This is a genomic window from Staphylococcus sp. GDY8P72P (genome assembly GCF_016890655.1).
GTDB classification, from domain to species: Bacteria; Bacillota; Bacilli; order Staphylococcales; family Staphylococcaceae; genus Staphylococcus; species Staphylococcus arlettae.
Map to the genome: position 1 here is coordinate 11,615 of NZ_JAFEQJ010000034.1, position 15,145 is coordinate 26,759.

A 15,145-nucleotide genomic window follows, 5' to 3' on the forward strand; every position below is an offset into this window, starting at 1 on the left:
GGGTATTTGTTTATTTTATCTATATAGTTTTTTCATAAAAGTAGTGTCTATCAGGCGTTCATCATTTATTTTACTAACTACATTGCTAATTTTTTAAGGTTCATGGCAGGACAAATTAGTGTGTTATTTATGAAAACTTTGGAATCCATATATCGTCCATCGAGCAAACTATACTGTTCTTTTGCATCGCCCAATCTTCTCTCAAATCACTCTTTTTTATCTTTTAATTTATATATTATTATATTGGCAGTGCTTTGGGCCGACTCCTGCGGGAAGAGCACCAGCCGAAGACTACAGGATGAGGCAGTGCCCGCGGAAAGCGTGCACAAAAACTGCCAACAAAGCCATAAACTTAGTAGACAATCTAAAAACCACTAAGTAAGTAAACTTAGTGGTTTTATTAATAGCTACTTTTTATTATTTTTCACGCGCTTAACTATAACTTGTTTTGCCGCTTCTTCTACTGTATTGTCTAATTGTTTTGGTTCGAAAGTAATACCTTTTCTCTCACATGCTTTTTCTAATAAGTAATCTGTTAATTCGTGATTTTTAGGCAATATTGGTCCATGTAAATATGTACCTAATAAGTTTTTATAATGAATACCTTCTTTGCCGTCTGTATCATTATTGCCGAATCCATGTGTGACTTTACCTAAAGTGCCAAACGAATGATATGTTCGACCACCATGATTTTCAAACCCTACAATAGTACCGAATGTGTCACTCTCTATTACAATATCACCAGTCAAACGCTCTTCTTTAGATTGTGTGTAAAAATCCAAAATATTTAAGCCTTCTAATTCTGTACCGTCTGGTGTTATATATTTACTACCTAAAAATTGATAACCGCCACAAATTGTTAAGCCTGGCATACCATCTTCAATAGCTTCTTTTAAAGTGTTTTTAATTTTACTTAATTCTTGGGTTGCTAGCGCTTGTTCTCTGTCGCTTCCACCACCAATGAAGAATAAATCACAATTTTCTAAAGTTACACCTTCAGTTTGGTTTATATCTTCGACATGAATTGTTATATTGCGTTGTTTTGCCCGTTGTTTTAATGCGATAATGTTGCCAATATCACTATATAAATTTAATTTATCTGGCATGAAATGATAAATGGTCAGTTCTTTCATTTAGTTTGCCTCCCCAAAAGAACGATTTAACTGATCTAACATAGGTGCTAATGAAGTATAATTTGGAATTGCTACTGTAAAACTAGCATAATTCATTGTTAGTGCTGACGCTTTGTGAATATCTTTTTCTACGATAATTGGAGCCGTTATTTCAGCTAGCTTTAATCGTAAATGTAATTCTTCTGCTCTATTCCCAGTTACAATTATTGCTTCGATAGTTTGACGTGATAACTTTTCAAAATCTGCATCATAAATCCATGATGTATCTCGACCGTCTGCTGGATTGTCATTTAAACCTAGAACATATACTTTGCTACCTTCTATTTCTTCACCTACTGACAGACTGGCATTCATACCTGCAGGGTTTTTAGCTAAGTTAATCATGGCCTCTTTTTCCCCATGTTTAAAATACTGCATGCGTCCATTTTGTGATGTATATGTTTCAAAGCCTTTACGAATAAGGTCATCTTCTAAACCTAATTCTCGTAAAACTGTGTAAGCAGCTAATGAGTTATATGCGTTAAAATCTCCTGCTATTTTCATGTTCATAGTGGTTTCATTCACTACCATATTTATAAATGGTGATAATGTAAATTCAGAAATCTCATATTTAGGTTGTTCACGCTTGAACCCACACGCACAGTGATAATGTCCAATTTGATTATAATGTATATAGTCATAATGTAATAATTTTCCACAGTTTGGACAATATTTACTTTCATTCATTGTACTTTGCTCAAATTGATGGGCATTTTTTTCGATACCATAATATAAAACTGTATCGCTCGCTATTTTTAATCTACTAACAAAAGGATCGTCTGCATTTAACAATAATTTTATTCCCTTATTTTCAATTGCTTTAGCAATATTATTAACCATTATATCAATTTCACCAAAACGGTCCATTTGATCTCTGAAAAAGTTAGTAAATACCATCATTGTCGGAGTCATCTCTTTTAATACTCTTGGAATACTACCCTCGTCTATCTCAATAACAGCTATTTTTGTATTAGCCGTATTTTGTAATATGAATGCTGAAGTGATACCAGCAGCCATGTTAGCTCCTTCATTATTATGTATGATGTCAATATCATTTTTCTTTAAAGTGTGACCAATTAAATTAGATGTAGTTGTTTTCCCATTTGTACCACTAATAAATACAATTTCATCTACTTTTGAAGCTAAATTTTTCAATATATTTTTATCCACTTTTCGCGCAATTTGGCCAGGTAAGTCTGTTCCTTTCTTACCGACAGCTCTACTAGCTGACCTTGCCAATTTGGCTAATCGAGTTGCAGTCCAATGTCTCATAAGTTTCCTCCCTTAATTATTCGCTAAAATATTATAACACGATTTAAATGCTTTCCAAACCATTCTCAATTAAAAAGGTTTGACAATACACAGATTGTAATTATTATTATTTACTAAAAACAATGGTTTTGCTATACTTGTACCAATTACATCAATAGGAGGCTGTTATTTATGTTAAATAAAGAATTGTTAAATGCTTTAAATGAACAAATGAACCATGAATTTTTTGCAGCACATGCTTATATGGCAATGGCTGCATACTGTGATAAAGAGTCCTATGAAGGTTTTGCAAATTTTTATATCCAACAAGCAAAAGAAGAACGTTTCCATGGTAAGAAAATTTATGATTATATCAATGATCGTGGTGAGCATGCCGTATTTTCTGCTATATCAGCTCCTAAATCAGAATTCAAAAGTATCTTAGAAACTTTTGAAGATGGACTAACTCAAGAGCAAGATGTTACTCGTAGATTTTACAACTTATCAGATATCGCGAACAAAGATAAAGATTATGCTACTATTTCATTTTTAAACTGGTTCTTAGATGAACAAGTAGAAGAAGAATCAATGTTTGAAACTCATATTGATTACTTAAAACGCATTGGCGATGACCACAATACGTTATATCTATATGAAAAAGAGCTTGCTGCACGTTCTTTTGATGAAGAGGAATAATAAGTTTCATCTAATAAATTAATACGATACATTACCATGAGGTTGGGACGTGTGATTATTGTTTGAAGTACCTATAATGAGGACTCAGATTTTAAGCACTGCTGTCACAATCTCATGTTTATTATATAATAAATATTATCTATTGTATGTTAAAATACCTCGTGAACTATTTTTTTATAGTAATATGTCTAAAACTCATTTTTACACAGAAAGGATTTAAAGCTAATGAACGATAATGCCTTCGTAGCACTTGATTTTGAAACTGCAAATGGAAAACGTACTAGTATTTGTTCTATAGGTATGGTCAAAGTTGTGAACCATGAAATCGTAGAAACTTTTTATACGCTCGTCAATCCTCATGATTACTTTTCACAACAAAACATAGCAGTTCATGGTATACAAAGTAGTGATGTCAAATCAGCTCCAACTTTCGCAGAAGTATATCCTTATATGATGCAATTTATCAATCAATTACCAGTGGTAGCTCATAATGCTTCTTTTGATATGACTGTACTACATGAAAGTATCAAGTATATTCACTGTGATACACCAGCTATGACGTATTTTTGCTCATTGCAATTAGCACGACGTACTGTCAGTAACTCGCGTTATGGGTTAAACCATATGATGAAATTTTATAATTTAGATTTTCATGGACATCATGATGCGCTTAACGACGCTAAAGCTTGTGCTATGATTACGTTTCGCCTATTAAAACACTATGATAACTTACAAGCCATGTTAAACGTCTATGGTAAACAATTACAAGATAAGGATTAATTTAAATAATCATATATCGTCATATTTTCAAATGTCGTTTTTTCTAAATTTCCAACAGTTACTCCTACTAACCGAATCGGCACATCCGCTTCTTTTAATTCTGTAAACAAGGCATACGCAATATTGTATATATCTGTTTCAGACCTCACTGGCTCTCTCAAACTTCTTTGCTTAGAGTATGTTTCAAATTTATATGTCTTAATTTTTACGGTTACTGTTTTGGCCGACTTTTGCAATTTTGCTAATCTTTCAGCTGTTTTAGTGCTCAGTTCCCATACCTTTTGCAGTATTGCCTCATCATCATTCATATCTGTAGCAAAAGTACGTTCAGTACCTACTGATTTACGAATTCGCGTAGGCTTTACTAAATTATGATCGATACCTCGGGCTTTATTATATAAGCCGTGACCTCGCTTCCCAAACAACCGCACTAAATTATATTCACTTTGTTCATATAAATCTCGGCCACAAAAAATCTCATGGTCGTGCATTTTCTGTTTAGTTGCTTTTCCAATACCGGGAAAGTCTCCAATATCTAAGCCCATTAAAATATCATGCACATTATGATAATCAATAATTGTTAAGCCATTAGGTTTATTCATACCACTCGCTAATTTTGCTAGAAATTTATTGTATGAAACACCTGCAGATGCTGTGAGCTGTGTTTGCTCCCATATATCACGTCTGATAAATTGTGCAATCGTTGATGCTGGTAAGTCAGGTCTCACTAAATGTGTTATATCTAAATATGCTTCATCCAATGATAGTGGCTCAACAATTTCAGTATAACTTTTAAAAATGCTCATAATAATTTTTGAGGCCGCTCTATATGCTTCAAAACGATGCGTTACATAATAACCATTGGGACACAATTTATGCGCTTGAGCCATAGGCATTGCTGAGTGAACACCATATTTCCTTGCTTCATATGAAGCCGTAGACACTACACCTCGTCCACTTGCTTTACCACCTACTATGACTGGTTTCCCTTTTAAAGATGGATTATCTCTCGTTTCAACTTGTGCAAAAAAGTAATCCATGTCAATATGAATTATTCGTCTTTCATGCATAACTTTTCCCTCCTGCACAATAATTTGTTCATCCATGTATCATCAACCAGTTAAATTATAATACAATCAAACAAAAAACACTCCAAAAGCTTGTCCTACTGACATGTTGGAGTGAATCATTTGTACTATTATTTTGTTTCTGATTGTACTTCTTGTAATGGTGATTCTGTGTAATAAATTAGACCTTCTTCAGTGTCTTCAATGTATTTCACTTTATTATTTAATACTCCCATTACAAAATATAAATCAAGAAGACAATAACCTATATGAAAACTTCCAATAAATATTAATGATGAATAAGAAAAGAATAAGAATAATATTGAAAGTACTGTTGTTATAACAACTAACGGTGTAAGCATGATTATGGCATATTGCCATTTTTTAAAGTAAACGTTAGGCATATGTGTTGATATTATGCCAAAGTGGAAGCGATGAATAGGCTTATTTCCTTTGGAAAAACCTCGGAATAACAAGTTATGAATAAATTCATGTATAACTGCTACAACTACAAATCCAATCACACCGAAAAGTATATTCAATATTAAATTTTGTTCTATGATATGCGTATACGCATAAGCAATTTTATATGAACACAAAATGGTAATCATAATAACCGCAAGTTGAAACAATGCAAAGCGCTCTAGCGCCTTTTTATTTGAAAACAAACTAACTTTAAACACTATTCACCCTCCTCACTCAATCACATTAATATTAATTTCAATTTTGATTATAAATGCCTATATTATAAAATTCAATAAAATAAATTGTCTGTAATATAGTTTTAATAAACTTTTCCATATTGAAACATTTTACACTGCATCATTCGTTAGATGTCAAGCGTTCAAAAAGCGCCACTGTTTCTACATGAGTTGTTTGTGGAAACATATCGACTGGTGTAATTTGGGTAAGATTATATTTTGTTGCAAGTATTTGTGCATCACGTTGTTGTGTAGAAGGATTACAAGATATATAGACTATTTTTTTGGGTTCTAAGGCTAATAATGTATTTAAAAATGTTTCATCACAGCCTTTTCTTGGAGGGTCTACCATCACAACATCTGGGTGTACTCCTTCTTGTTTCCATTGTAAGATAACATCTTCAGCTTTACCACAGACGAAAGTTGTATTTTCAAATTCATTAAGTTGAGCATTTTGCTTAGCATCCTCGATTGCTTCTTTGACTACTTCGACACCATAAACATGTTTTGCTTTAGGAGCCATATATAATCCGATTGTACCAATACCACAATACGTATCTAGTACTATTTCATTTCCTGCTAAATTAGCATAATCAATAGCTTTTTGATAAAGTTTTTCAGTCTGAGCAGAATTGATTTGATAAAAGGATTGATCACTGATTTTAAATGTAATTTCACTTAAAGTATCAATGATTTTATCTTCACCATATAATGTATATGACTGATCACCCATAATGACATTAGAATGTGTCGTATTAATATTTTGCTTAATACTCGTCACTTGGGGAAAGTTCTGTATTAAACGTGAAATAAGTTGTTGAGCTTGCGGGAATTGTTTTCCATTAGTGACTAAAATCACCATTAAATCGTTTGTATGATGACCAGTACGAACTACTAAATGACGCAACAAACCTTTTTTTGTTTTTTCATTATAAATACTAATATTTAATTCATTACAACATTGTTTAATAAAATTCATCATGTGTTGATGTTGTTCATCTTGTATTAGACACTCGTCCATATTAATAATATCGTGACTTCTCTGACGGTAAAAGCCCATTATTGCTTGGTCATCACTATTTTTCCCAATAGGAATTTGTGATTTATTTCTATATCGCCATGGATTAGTCATCCCAATAGTATCGCCTATAATTGTTGAGTTAAAATTAGCTTTTCTATGAAATAATGTGATAACTTGTTCTTTTTTCATCGCTAATTGTGCTTCATAACTCATATGTTGTAACTGACAGCCACCGCATTTATAGTAATACACACAAGGTGGTTCCACTCGCTCAGGGCTTGTTGTCGCTATTGTTAGTAATTTACCTATGGCAAAATTCTTTTTTACCTTGATAATTTTAAATTCAATCGTTTCATCAATTAAAGAATTAGGCACAAAAATAGGATAACGATCAATTTTTACTACACCATGTCCTTCATGTGTTAGGTCCACTACTTTTCCAGTTCTTACTTCGTTTTTTTGAATAGTATTCACAGTCATTCACTCCATACTAAAAGAGGCTAGGATGTTTTTAGATATTTACCTAACCTCTTATTATTAAACTACGTGCTCGTATATTACATTTATTATTGCTCTGTTAACTCACTGATTGTTACATCACTAGGTGTGAATACTTCGATGTGTTGCTTTAAGTTTAAAAAGTTACCAGGTAATTTGCCTCCATATTCTCCATCAACATTTAGCTGCATATCTGTATATGAAGAAATATTAATTGCTTTTGCTTTTTTATAATGAACTTTCGGATGTTTAGTATGTTCTCCTCTAGAAGCCAAAGTCATAATATGTCCTAATTCTGCTAGGTTTGCTTTCTCAACTATAATAAGTGAAAAATAGCCATCATCTAACTTAGCGTCAGGTACTAACTTTTCAAAGCCAGCCATAGAATTAGTTAACCCAAGCAAGAATAGTAAAGCTTCACCTTGGAAAACTTCATCGTCATATTGGATTCTTAAATCAACTGCCTTCATCTGAGGTAACATTTCAAAGCCTTTGATATAGTAAGCAAATGGTCCAACAATTGTTTTCAACTTACTAGGTGTCTCATAAGATACTTGTGTTAATTGGCCACCTGCAGCTAAGTTTATAAAATATCTGTTATTCATTTTTCCTATATCGACCTTAGTTATGTGATTATCGATAATAACATCAATAGCACTCATGATATCATTAGGCAAATGTAAAGCGCGTCCAAAGTCATTGACTGTCCCCATAGGTATAATACCTAATTTAGGTCTGTTGGGTTGTTCAGCAATCCCATTAACGACCTCATTTAAAGTACCATCTCCACCTGCAGCTATTAATACATCATAATTTCCTTGCAAAGCTCTTTGGGCTTCTTCAGTTGCGTCTCCACTTTTCTCGGTAGCATAAGCGCTTGTTTCAAATCCTGCTTTTTCTAGTTTAATTAAAACGTCTGGCAATGTTCTTTTAAAAAGCTCTTTGCCTGACGTTGGATTATAAATAATTCTAGCTTTTTTTCTCATAATTTATCCCTCAACTTAGTATACTCATCTTCTATATTAAAGGATTTAGAAACGAGTTGAAAGCATTTCAATTATATATTTTTGTCTCAACTCAAATTTTTTACACAATAAGTTACCTGCGAGTAATTTATTGTGCTCGCAGGTAACTGAAAATAACTATAGATTTAACTTACAATTAACGTTTATCCAATTCTTGTTTTAATAATTGATTAACTAATTGTGGGTTTGCTTGTCCTTTAGAAGCTTTCATGATTTGGCCAACTAAATATCCCATAGCTTTGCCTTTACCATTTTTATAATCTTCAACAGATTGTTCATTATTATCCAACGCTTCATTGACGAATTTTAATAATGTTGCTTCATCAGAGATTTGTACTAATCCTTTGTCTTCCATAATTTGTTTTGCATCGCCACCATTTTCTGCTAGCTCTGGGAAGACTTTTTTAGCAATCTTACTACTCATTGTGCCATCTTCTATTAAATTAATCATGCCAGCTAAGTTCTCTGGTGTTAATTGAGTGTCTTGTAATTCTACTTGATTTTTATTCAAATATTCATTTACCCCACCCATTAACCAGTTTGATGTTAATTTAATATCTGCTCCAGCTTTTACTGCACCTTCAAAGAAATCTGACATTTCTTTTGTCAGTGTTAAGACGTGGGCATCATATGCTGGTAAACCATAATCGGAAACATATTTTGCTTTACGTGCATCTGGTAATTCTGGAATAGTTTGACGTACACGTTCTTTCCACGCTTCATCAACGTATAGCGGTACGATATCTGGTTCTGGGAAGTAACGATAGTCATCTGAACCTTCTTTAACACGCATTAAAATTGTTTTGCCATTTGATTCATCAAATCTGCGTGTTTCTTGTAAGATTTCTCCACCGTTTAATAATTCTTCTTCTTGGCGTTTTTCTTCATATTCTAAACCTTTACGCACATAGTTAAAGGAGTTTAAGTTTTTCAATTCAGCTTTTGTACCGAATTCCATTTGCCCGTATGGACGTAATGATATATTAGCGTCGCAACGTAATGAACCTTCTTCCATTTTACAATCAGAAACACCTGTATATTGAATAATAGAACGTAGTTTTTCTAAGTATGCATATGCTTCTTTAGGAGAACGAATATCTGGCTCTGATACAATTTCAACTAATGGTGTACCTTGTCTATTTAAATCAACAAGTGAGTAACCATCTTTATGTGAGGATTTCCCAGCATCTTCTTCCATATGCAAACGTGTAATACCAATACGTTTTGTTTCACCATCTACTTCAATATCAATATAACCATTTTCACCTATTGGTTGGTCAAATTGAGAAATTTGATATGCTTTTGGATTATCAGGATAAAAATAGTTTTTACGATCAAATTTAGATTCAGTTGCAATATCCATATTTAAAGCCATTGCAGCTCTCATAGCCCAATCGACTGCACGTTTGTTAACAACTGGTAATACACCTGGATATGCAAGGTCAATTACGTTAGTATTTGAGTTTGGTTCAGCTCCAAAATGTGCAGGGGCTGGTGAAAACATTTTTGATTCGGTTTTTAACTCAACGTGGACTTCAAGTCCGATAACAGTTTCAAAATGCATTATTTCCACTCCTTATAAGTTTTCGTATTCATCATGAAGATTAAATTTAGTTTCATATTGATAAGCGACACGATATAACGTTTTTTCATCGAACGGTTTACCAATGAATTGTAAGCCAATTGGGCGACCATTTGATTGACCACAAGGAACAGAAATACCTGGTAACCCAGCTAAGTTAACTGGTGTAGTTAATAGGTCATTTGCATACATTGTTAAAGGATCGTCAATTTCATCTCCAATGTTGAAAGCAGTTGTAGGTGTTGTTGGTCCTACTACTACATCATAATCTTCAAAGATATTATCGAAGTCGTTTTTAATTAATGTTCTAACTTTTTGTGATTTTTTATAAAATGCATCATAGTATCCAGAACTTAGAGCGAATGTTCCTAAGAAAATACGACGTTTTACTTCTTCGCCGAAGCCTTCACTTCTTGACATTTTATATAATTCTTCAAGTGAGTTTGCTTCTGGTGAATGATAACCATAACGAATACCATCAAAACGAGATAAGTTTGATGATGCTTCTGATGATGCAATTACATAATATGATGGAATACCGTATTTCGTATTTGGTAATGATACTTCTTCAACAGTGGCACCTAATGATTTTAAAATGTCTACTGCAGTTTTAACTGATGCCTTAACTTCTTCATCAATTCCTTCACCTAAATACTCTTTAGGTAACGCAATTTTTAATCCTTTAATATCTTGACCAATAGTAGAAGTGAAATCCACATTTTCAACTGGTGCACTTGTTGAATCATTTTCATCAACACCAGCAATAGCTTCAAGCACTAATGCATTATCTTTAACGTTGCGCGTTAATGGTCCAATTTGGTCTAATGAAGAGGCAAATGCTACAAGTCCAAAACGTGATACTCTTCCGTATGTAGGTTTCATCCCAACTATGCCGCAATATGCTGCAGGTTGACGAATGGAACCTCCTGTATCAGTACCTAATGTAAATGGAACTAAACCAGCTGCTACTGCTGCTGCAGAGCCACCAGAAGAACCACCAGGTACAGCTGTATGATCGAATGGGTTTACTGTTTTCTTGAAATAAGAAGTTTCTGTAGAACCACCCATTGCAAATTCATCTAAATTTACTTTCCCGACTAATACAGCATTTTCAGCTTTCAATTTATTCATCACTGTTGATTCATATATCGGTACAAAGCCTTCTAACATTTTACTAGCACATGTCGTTTCGACACCTTCAGTAATAATGTTATCTTTGATTCCCATTGGAATACCAAAAAGTTTACCTTCCATTTGATCTTTAGCTTGTAAGTCATCTAATTCTTTAGCTTTTTGTAATGCATTTTCTTTATCTAAAGCTAAAAATGATTTTATTGTAGGATCTGTTTCTTCAATTGCATCATATATATCACTTACAATTTGTGATGGTGTTACTTCTTTATTTTTAATTAAAGTTATTAGGTTTTCCACAGATTCGTAACGGATGGTCATTTTAAGCGTCCTCCTCATTCATGATAGATGGTACTTTAAATTGTCCATCTTCCGTTTCTTTTGCATTTTTTAATGCTTGCTCTTGAGGAATACCCTCTATCGCTTTGTCTTCTCTTAATACATTTTGTAAATCAAGGACATGATATGTTGGTTCAATATCGCTTGTCTTTGCAGAATCTATTTGATTGGCAAAATTTAAAATTGTTTCTAACGTTTCTTGCATTTCTGTAGTTTCTTCTTCTGAAATTTGAAGTCTAGCTAAATTTGCTATATGTTCAACTTCTTCACGTGTAACTTTAGCCATTAAATAAAAAGCCTCCTTTTACTCATTCATTACAAAATTGTACCAAAATTCGCCTTAAAAATCTAAGTATTTTAATAAATATTCAATTTATTACTAACTTCATCTGCATTATTTAGTAATTGTTACTTATTTTTACAAATAAATATTACTCTGTCCGATGTGCCTTTCATATTCAATTCAAAATAGGAGTAAGATTGAAGTCTACGCGTTCATTGTTGACTTCAATCTTACTCCCTTAAATATAAACTCACATATTTAACTTACAATTTTCTTTTGTTTACAATCATAGACATTACTATCTTCTAGAAATGATACATACTACATGCGCTTTCGTTTTTGTATGCATATTGTGAATATATGCTAATTACTATTTTTGTAAATATGAACTTGTGGTTCATCATCATCTTTAGATTTACTAATTAAAGCTTTCGAACTGTTGCCATCTTTTATATGAATTTCATATTCATCTATATCTTTGAAATATTTATCTGCTTGTTCTGTTACATATTGCGTAATACCTATTGTCTCAGCTCTACCATAGTAATCTATTGGTAAATCGACAACAAGTTCTTTAATTTTTTTATTTTCAAACTTAGCTGTACCTACAGCTTGTGTGAAATTACTAAAGTATGACTGTAAATTATCATTAAATTGTTTAAAGTTCTCATTCAAATTGTCGTCTAATTCTCCTGCTTCATCAGAAGGTAATAATACCGTTTCTTGGTTAATATCATTCCACTCGTTAATTTTCGTTTTACTTTTTTCTACAGTTGTCCCTGCAATGAATTCACCTGGTATGATTGCATCTTTTCCAGATTGTTTATAAATGGCAAAATGAATTGGAATATCTTTTAAATCTTTGTTTTCACGTAATCTTGTTAATATTTCACTAGCCATTTGTTTTCCTTGTTTCTTGATTTCTTTATCATCTAGATTTTTACTGAATGTTTCCCCATCTTTTTCTTTTTGATAATAGTATGTACCATTCATTGCTAAACCAATTGTCACACCTTTGATGTTTTTACCTTTTGTATCACCGCTACCATAATAATCTTGTTCTAAAATATTAGATAAATATGCTGGAGATTGTTCTGCAATTTTCTCAGGGTCCGTCTCACCTTTGTGTGATGGGTTTAACCCTAAATTTTCATTAGCATTTTTTTCTTCACGTTCATCTTTATCCATTTTGTCTATTTCATCTTTAGTATATTTCGGCTGTAAGTAGGCATTAGTAGTATCTTTATCTAGATATTGGCCATCTTGATATAAGTAGTCATCTGTAGGAAAAACTTGTTTACTTAACTCTAATAAGCCTGTTTCGAAATCCTCACCGTTGTAACTGTTTGCCATATTGTCTTGAAGCAAACCACGACCTTGACTCTCTTTAAATGGCAAAATTGTTCTATAATTATTACCTTGTACATTTTTATCTGTCGCTATTTCCTTCACAGAGCCTTTTTTATTTTCTGTTGCTTGCTCATTGGAATTATCTGAGTCTTTTTTATTTTCTTCCGAATTGCCACATGCTGATAATACGATAATTGCTGAGATGATTAGTAATAATGTCCGTTTCATGCACTATCTCCTCTAATTCATAATTTCTTTTTGTTTTGCGATAAAGTCATTTTCACTCCATACCGTAGTACCGAATTTTTCCGCTTTCGCTAATTTAGATCCTGCATCATCACCGGCAATAACGACATCTGTTTTTTTAGTTACACTGTTAGTTACTTTGGCACCTTGTAACTCTAGCCATTGTGCAGCTTCATTTCTAGTCATTTGATGTAATTTGCCAGTTAACACAATTGTCTTATCTTTAAAGTCAGGATGTCCTTCTATATTAGTTGTACGGACCCCTTTAAAATCCATATTAACATGTTTTTCTTTTAATTTATTAATGAGTGCACGAATATCTTCGTTATCTAAATACGTTACAACAGATTGCGCTAGCTTGTGACCTACATCATGAATTTCAATAAGTTCTTCTTCCGTAACATCAAATAATTTATCAATCGTACCGTATTTCTCTGCAATCACTTGACTGGCTTTTACACCTAAATGTCTAATACCTAGACCAAACAATAACTGTTCGAGTGAATTTTCTTTTGAGGCTTCAATAGCTGATAATAAGTTACTTACTTTTTTAGTCCCCATTCTCTCTAATGGCAACAAATCTTCCTCAGTTAAATAATAAATATCCGCTACATCTTTAATTTTATTATTTTCATAAAGCTGTTGAATAATTTTTGTACCTAGACCATCAATATTCATAGCTTGGCGAGATACAAAATGTATTAGTCCTTCAACTAATTGTGCCTGACACTTAGGATTTATGCACCTTAACGCAACTTCTCCTTCAATACGGACTAATTCGTGATTACAGCTAGGACAATGTGTCGGCATATGATATGTTTCAACACCTTCAGGACGCCTTTCGACAATACTGTATACGACCTCTGGTATAATATCGCCTGCTTTTTTGATTACTACGCTATCACCAATTCGAATATCTTTTTCATGAATTAAATCTTCGTTATGTAATGAAGCTCTTGATACTGTTGTGCCAGCGACTCTAACTGGCTCTAAAATCGCCGTTGGTGTTACTACTCCTGTACGTCCAATACTCAATTCAATATCATGTAATTGAGTAACTACTTCTTCAGCAGGAAACTTATATGCAATTGCCCACCGTGGTGATTTTTGTGTATATCCCATTTCTTCTTGTTGTTCAATATCGTTCACTTTAATGACTATGCCATCAATATCGTAAGACAGTGATTCACGTTGCTCAGTCCAATAAGATATAAATTCCAATACTTCGTCAATAGTTCCAACTTTTTTACGCTTTTGATTCGTTTTAAAACCAAGTTCATCTAATTCATCTAAAGCGCCACTTTGTGTAGTTGCATCAAATTCCGTAAAATTATTTACACTATATAAAAACACACTGAGCTTTCTTTTGGCAGCTAAACGTGCATCCAATTGTCTTAGTGAGCCTGCTGCAGCATTTCGAGGGTTAGCAAATGGCTGTTCATCGTTTTGAGCCTTCTCTTCATTTAATTTTAAAAATGAGGATCTAGGCATATATGCTTCACCGCGAACTTCAAATGTAAGTGGCTTCTTGATTTTTAATGGAATGGCATGAATGGTTTTTAAATTCTCTGTAATATCTTCACCCGTTGTGCCATCGCCACGAGTTAGACCTTTTACAAATACACCATTTTCATATTTTAATGACACTGCTAACCCATCAATTTTCAATTCACACATATACTCTACTGTGCCTATTTGGTCATGTATTCGCTGGTCAAATTTCCTTAAATCTTCTTCATTAAAAGCATTTCCCAAACTTAACATAGGGGTATCGTGTTTTACTTTTTCAAACGTTGATTGTGCAGTTCCTCCCACCCTAACGGTCGGAGAATCTGCAGTTTTCATTTCAGGATGTGCTGCTTCTATATCAATCAACTCGTGTAACAACTTATCATATTCACTATCTGGTACTGAAGGTTGATCTTTTACATAGTATTCATAACTATATTGATTCAATAATTGTCGTAACGTTTCAACACGTTGTTCAATTTGTTGACTCATGA

At 33.1% G+C, this 15,145-nt stretch carries 13 protein-coding genes; 2 read left to right on the plus strand and 11 right to left on the minus strand.

All coding sequences use genetic code 11. The annotated features are described in order from the left end of the window. Window positions 1-407: 407 nt before the first annotated feature. Both gatD and murT read right to left on the minus strand, forming a co-directional pair. The gene (gatD, locus tag JVU85_RS12210; protein WP_021459029.1) at window positions 408-1,133 is read right to left on the minus strand and encodes a lipid II isoglutaminyl synthase subunit GatD; all 726 of its coding nucleotides are present in this window, start codon (window positions 1,131-1,133) and stop codon (window positions 408-410) included. Continuing rightward, window positions 1,134-2,444 (minus strand): lipid II isoglutaminyl synthase subunit MurT, encoded by a 1,311-nt coding sequence (gene murT, locus JVU85_RS12215; RefSeq protein ID WP_103388396.1) that lies wholly within the window; start codon window positions 2,442-2,444, stop codon window positions 1,134-1,136. Window positions 2,445-2,615: 171 nt separating this feature from the next. Here murT and ftnA point away from each other — a divergent pair, with 171 nt between their 5' ends. Both ftnA and JVU85_RS12225 read left to right on the plus strand, forming a co-directional pair. Further along, window positions 2,616-3,119: an H-type ferritin FtnA gene (gene ftnA / locus JVU85_RS12220; RefSeq protein WP_002509173.1), complete on the plus strand. Its 504-nt coding sequence runs from the start codon at window positions 2,616-2,618 to the stop codon at window positions 3,117-3,119. 225 nt (window positions 3,120-3,344) lie between these two features. Then, on the plus strand, window positions 3,345-3,899 hold the full coding sequence (locus tag JVU85_RS12225; protein ID WP_002509172.1) for a 3'-5' exonuclease: 555 nt from the start codon (window positions 3,345-3,347) through the stop codon (window positions 3,897-3,899). Here the strand turns inward: JVU85_RS12225 and dinB are convergent. The 9 genes from dinB to ligA form a co-directional block, all read right to left on the minus strand. Then, window positions 3,896-4,969: a DNA polymerase IV gene (gene dinB / locus JVU85_RS12230; protein WP_002509171.1), complete on the minus strand. Its 1,074-nt coding sequence runs from the start codon at window positions 4,967-4,969 to the stop codon at window positions 3,896-3,898. The genes JVU85_RS12225 and dinB overlap by 4 nt on opposite strands. Before the next feature lie 128 nt (window positions 4,970-5,097). Next, complete coding sequence (locus JVU85_RS12235; protein ID WP_021459032.1) at window positions 5,098-5,649, minus strand: DUF3267 domain-containing protein; 552 nt, start codon at window positions 5,647-5,649, stop codon at window positions 5,098-5,100. A gap of 139 nt (window positions 5,650-5,788) precedes the next feature. Continuing rightward, on the minus strand, window positions 5,789-7,162 hold the full coding sequence (gene rlmD / locus JVU85_RS12240; protein WP_021459033.1) for a 23S rRNA (uracil(1939)-C(5))-methyltransferase RlmD: 1,374 nt from the start codon (window positions 7,160-7,162) through the stop codon (window positions 5,789-5,791). 92 nt (window positions 7,163-7,254) lie between these two features. Beyond that, the gene (locus tag JVU85_RS12245) at window positions 7,255-8,172 is read right to left on the minus strand and encodes a diacylglycerol kinase (RefSeq protein WP_002509168.1); all 918 of its coding nucleotides are present in this window, start codon (window positions 8,170-8,172) and stop codon (window positions 7,255-7,257) included. Window positions 8,173-8,347: 175 nt separating this feature from the next. Continuing rightward, window positions 8,348-9,775 carry an Asp-tRNA(Asn)/Glu-tRNA(Gln) amidotransferase subunit GatB gene (gene gatB / locus JVU85_RS12250; RefSeq protein WP_002509167.1) on the minus strand — a complete coding sequence of 476 codons (1,428 nt, stop codon included), beginning with the start codon at window positions 9,773-9,775 and terminating at the stop codon, window positions 8,348-8,350. Between the two features lie 12 nt (window positions 9,776-9,787). Continuing rightward, window positions 9,788-11,245, minus strand: coding sequence for an Asp-tRNA(Asn)/Glu-tRNA(Gln) amidotransferase subunit GatA (gene gatA, locus JVU85_RS12255; RefSeq protein ID WP_021459034.1), 1,458 nt, complete (start codon window positions 11,243-11,245; stop codon window positions 9,788-9,790). A gap of 1 nt (window position 11,246) precedes the next feature. Continuing rightward, window positions 11,247-11,549: an Asp-tRNA(Asn)/Glu-tRNA(Gln) amidotransferase subunit GatC gene (gene gatC, locus JVU85_RS12260; RefSeq protein ID WP_002509165.1), complete on the minus strand. Its 303-nt coding sequence runs from the start codon at window positions 11,547-11,549 to the stop codon at window positions 11,247-11,249. A 360-nt stretch (window positions 11,550-11,909) separates the two neighbouring features. Further along, window positions 11,910-13,124: a CamS family sex pheromone protein gene (locus JVU85_RS12265; RefSeq protein ID WP_021459035.1), complete on the minus strand. Its 1,215-nt coding sequence runs from the start codon at window positions 13,122-13,124 to the stop codon at window positions 11,910-11,912. A gap of 12 nt (window positions 13,125-13,136) precedes the next feature. Then, window positions 13,137-15,143 carry an NAD-dependent DNA ligase LigA gene (gene ligA / locus JVU85_RS12270; RefSeq protein WP_021459036.1) on the minus strand — a complete coding sequence of 669 codons (2,007 nt, stop codon included), beginning with the start codon at window positions 15,141-15,143 and terminating at the stop codon, window positions 13,137-13,139. Window positions 15,144-15,145: the final 2 nt, after the last annotated feature.

Bases quoted from the DNA above. Each gene is read 5' to 3' on its own strand.
- ftnA (WP_002509173.1), top strand. From the start codon at position 2,616: ATGTTAAATAAAGAATTGTTAAATGCTTTAAATGAACAAATGAACCAT.
- JVU85_RS12225 (WP_002509172.1), top strand. From the start codon at position 3,345: ATGAACGATAATGCCTTCGTAGCACTTGATTTTGAAACTGCAAATGGA.
- gatC (WP_002509165.1), bottom strand. From the start codon at position 11,549: ATGGCTAAAGTTACACGTGAAGAAGTTGAACATATAGCAAATTTAGCT.
- murT (WP_103388396.1), bottom strand. From the start codon at position 2,444: ATGAGACATTGGACTGCAACTCGATTAGCCAAATTGGCAAGGTCAGCT.
- ligA (WP_021459036.1), bottom strand. From the start codon at position 15,143: ATGAGTCAACAAATTGAACAACGTGTTGAAACGTTACGACAATTATTG.
- dinB (WP_002509171.1), bottom strand. From the start codon at position 4,969: ATGCATGAAAGACGAATAATTCATATTGACATGGATTACTTTTTTGCA.
- gatB (WP_002509167.1), bottom strand. From the start codon at position 9,775: ATGCATTTTGAAACTGTTATCGGACTTGAAGTCCACGTTGAGTTAAAA.
- JVU85_RS12265 (WP_021459035.1), bottom strand. From the start codon at position 13,124: ATGAAACGGACATTATTACTAATCATCTCAGCAATTATCGTATTATCA.
- JVU85_RS12245 (WP_002509168.1), bottom strand. From the start codon at position 8,172: ATGAGAAAAAAAGCTAGAATTATTTATAATCCAACGTCAGGCAAAGAG.
- gatD (WP_021459029.1), bottom strand. From the start codon at position 1,133: ATGAAAGAACTGACCATTTATCATTTCATGCCAGATAAATTAAATTTA.
- gatA (WP_021459034.1), bottom strand. From the start codon at position 11,245: ATGACCATCCGTTACGAATCTGTGGAAAACCTAATAACTTTAATTAAA.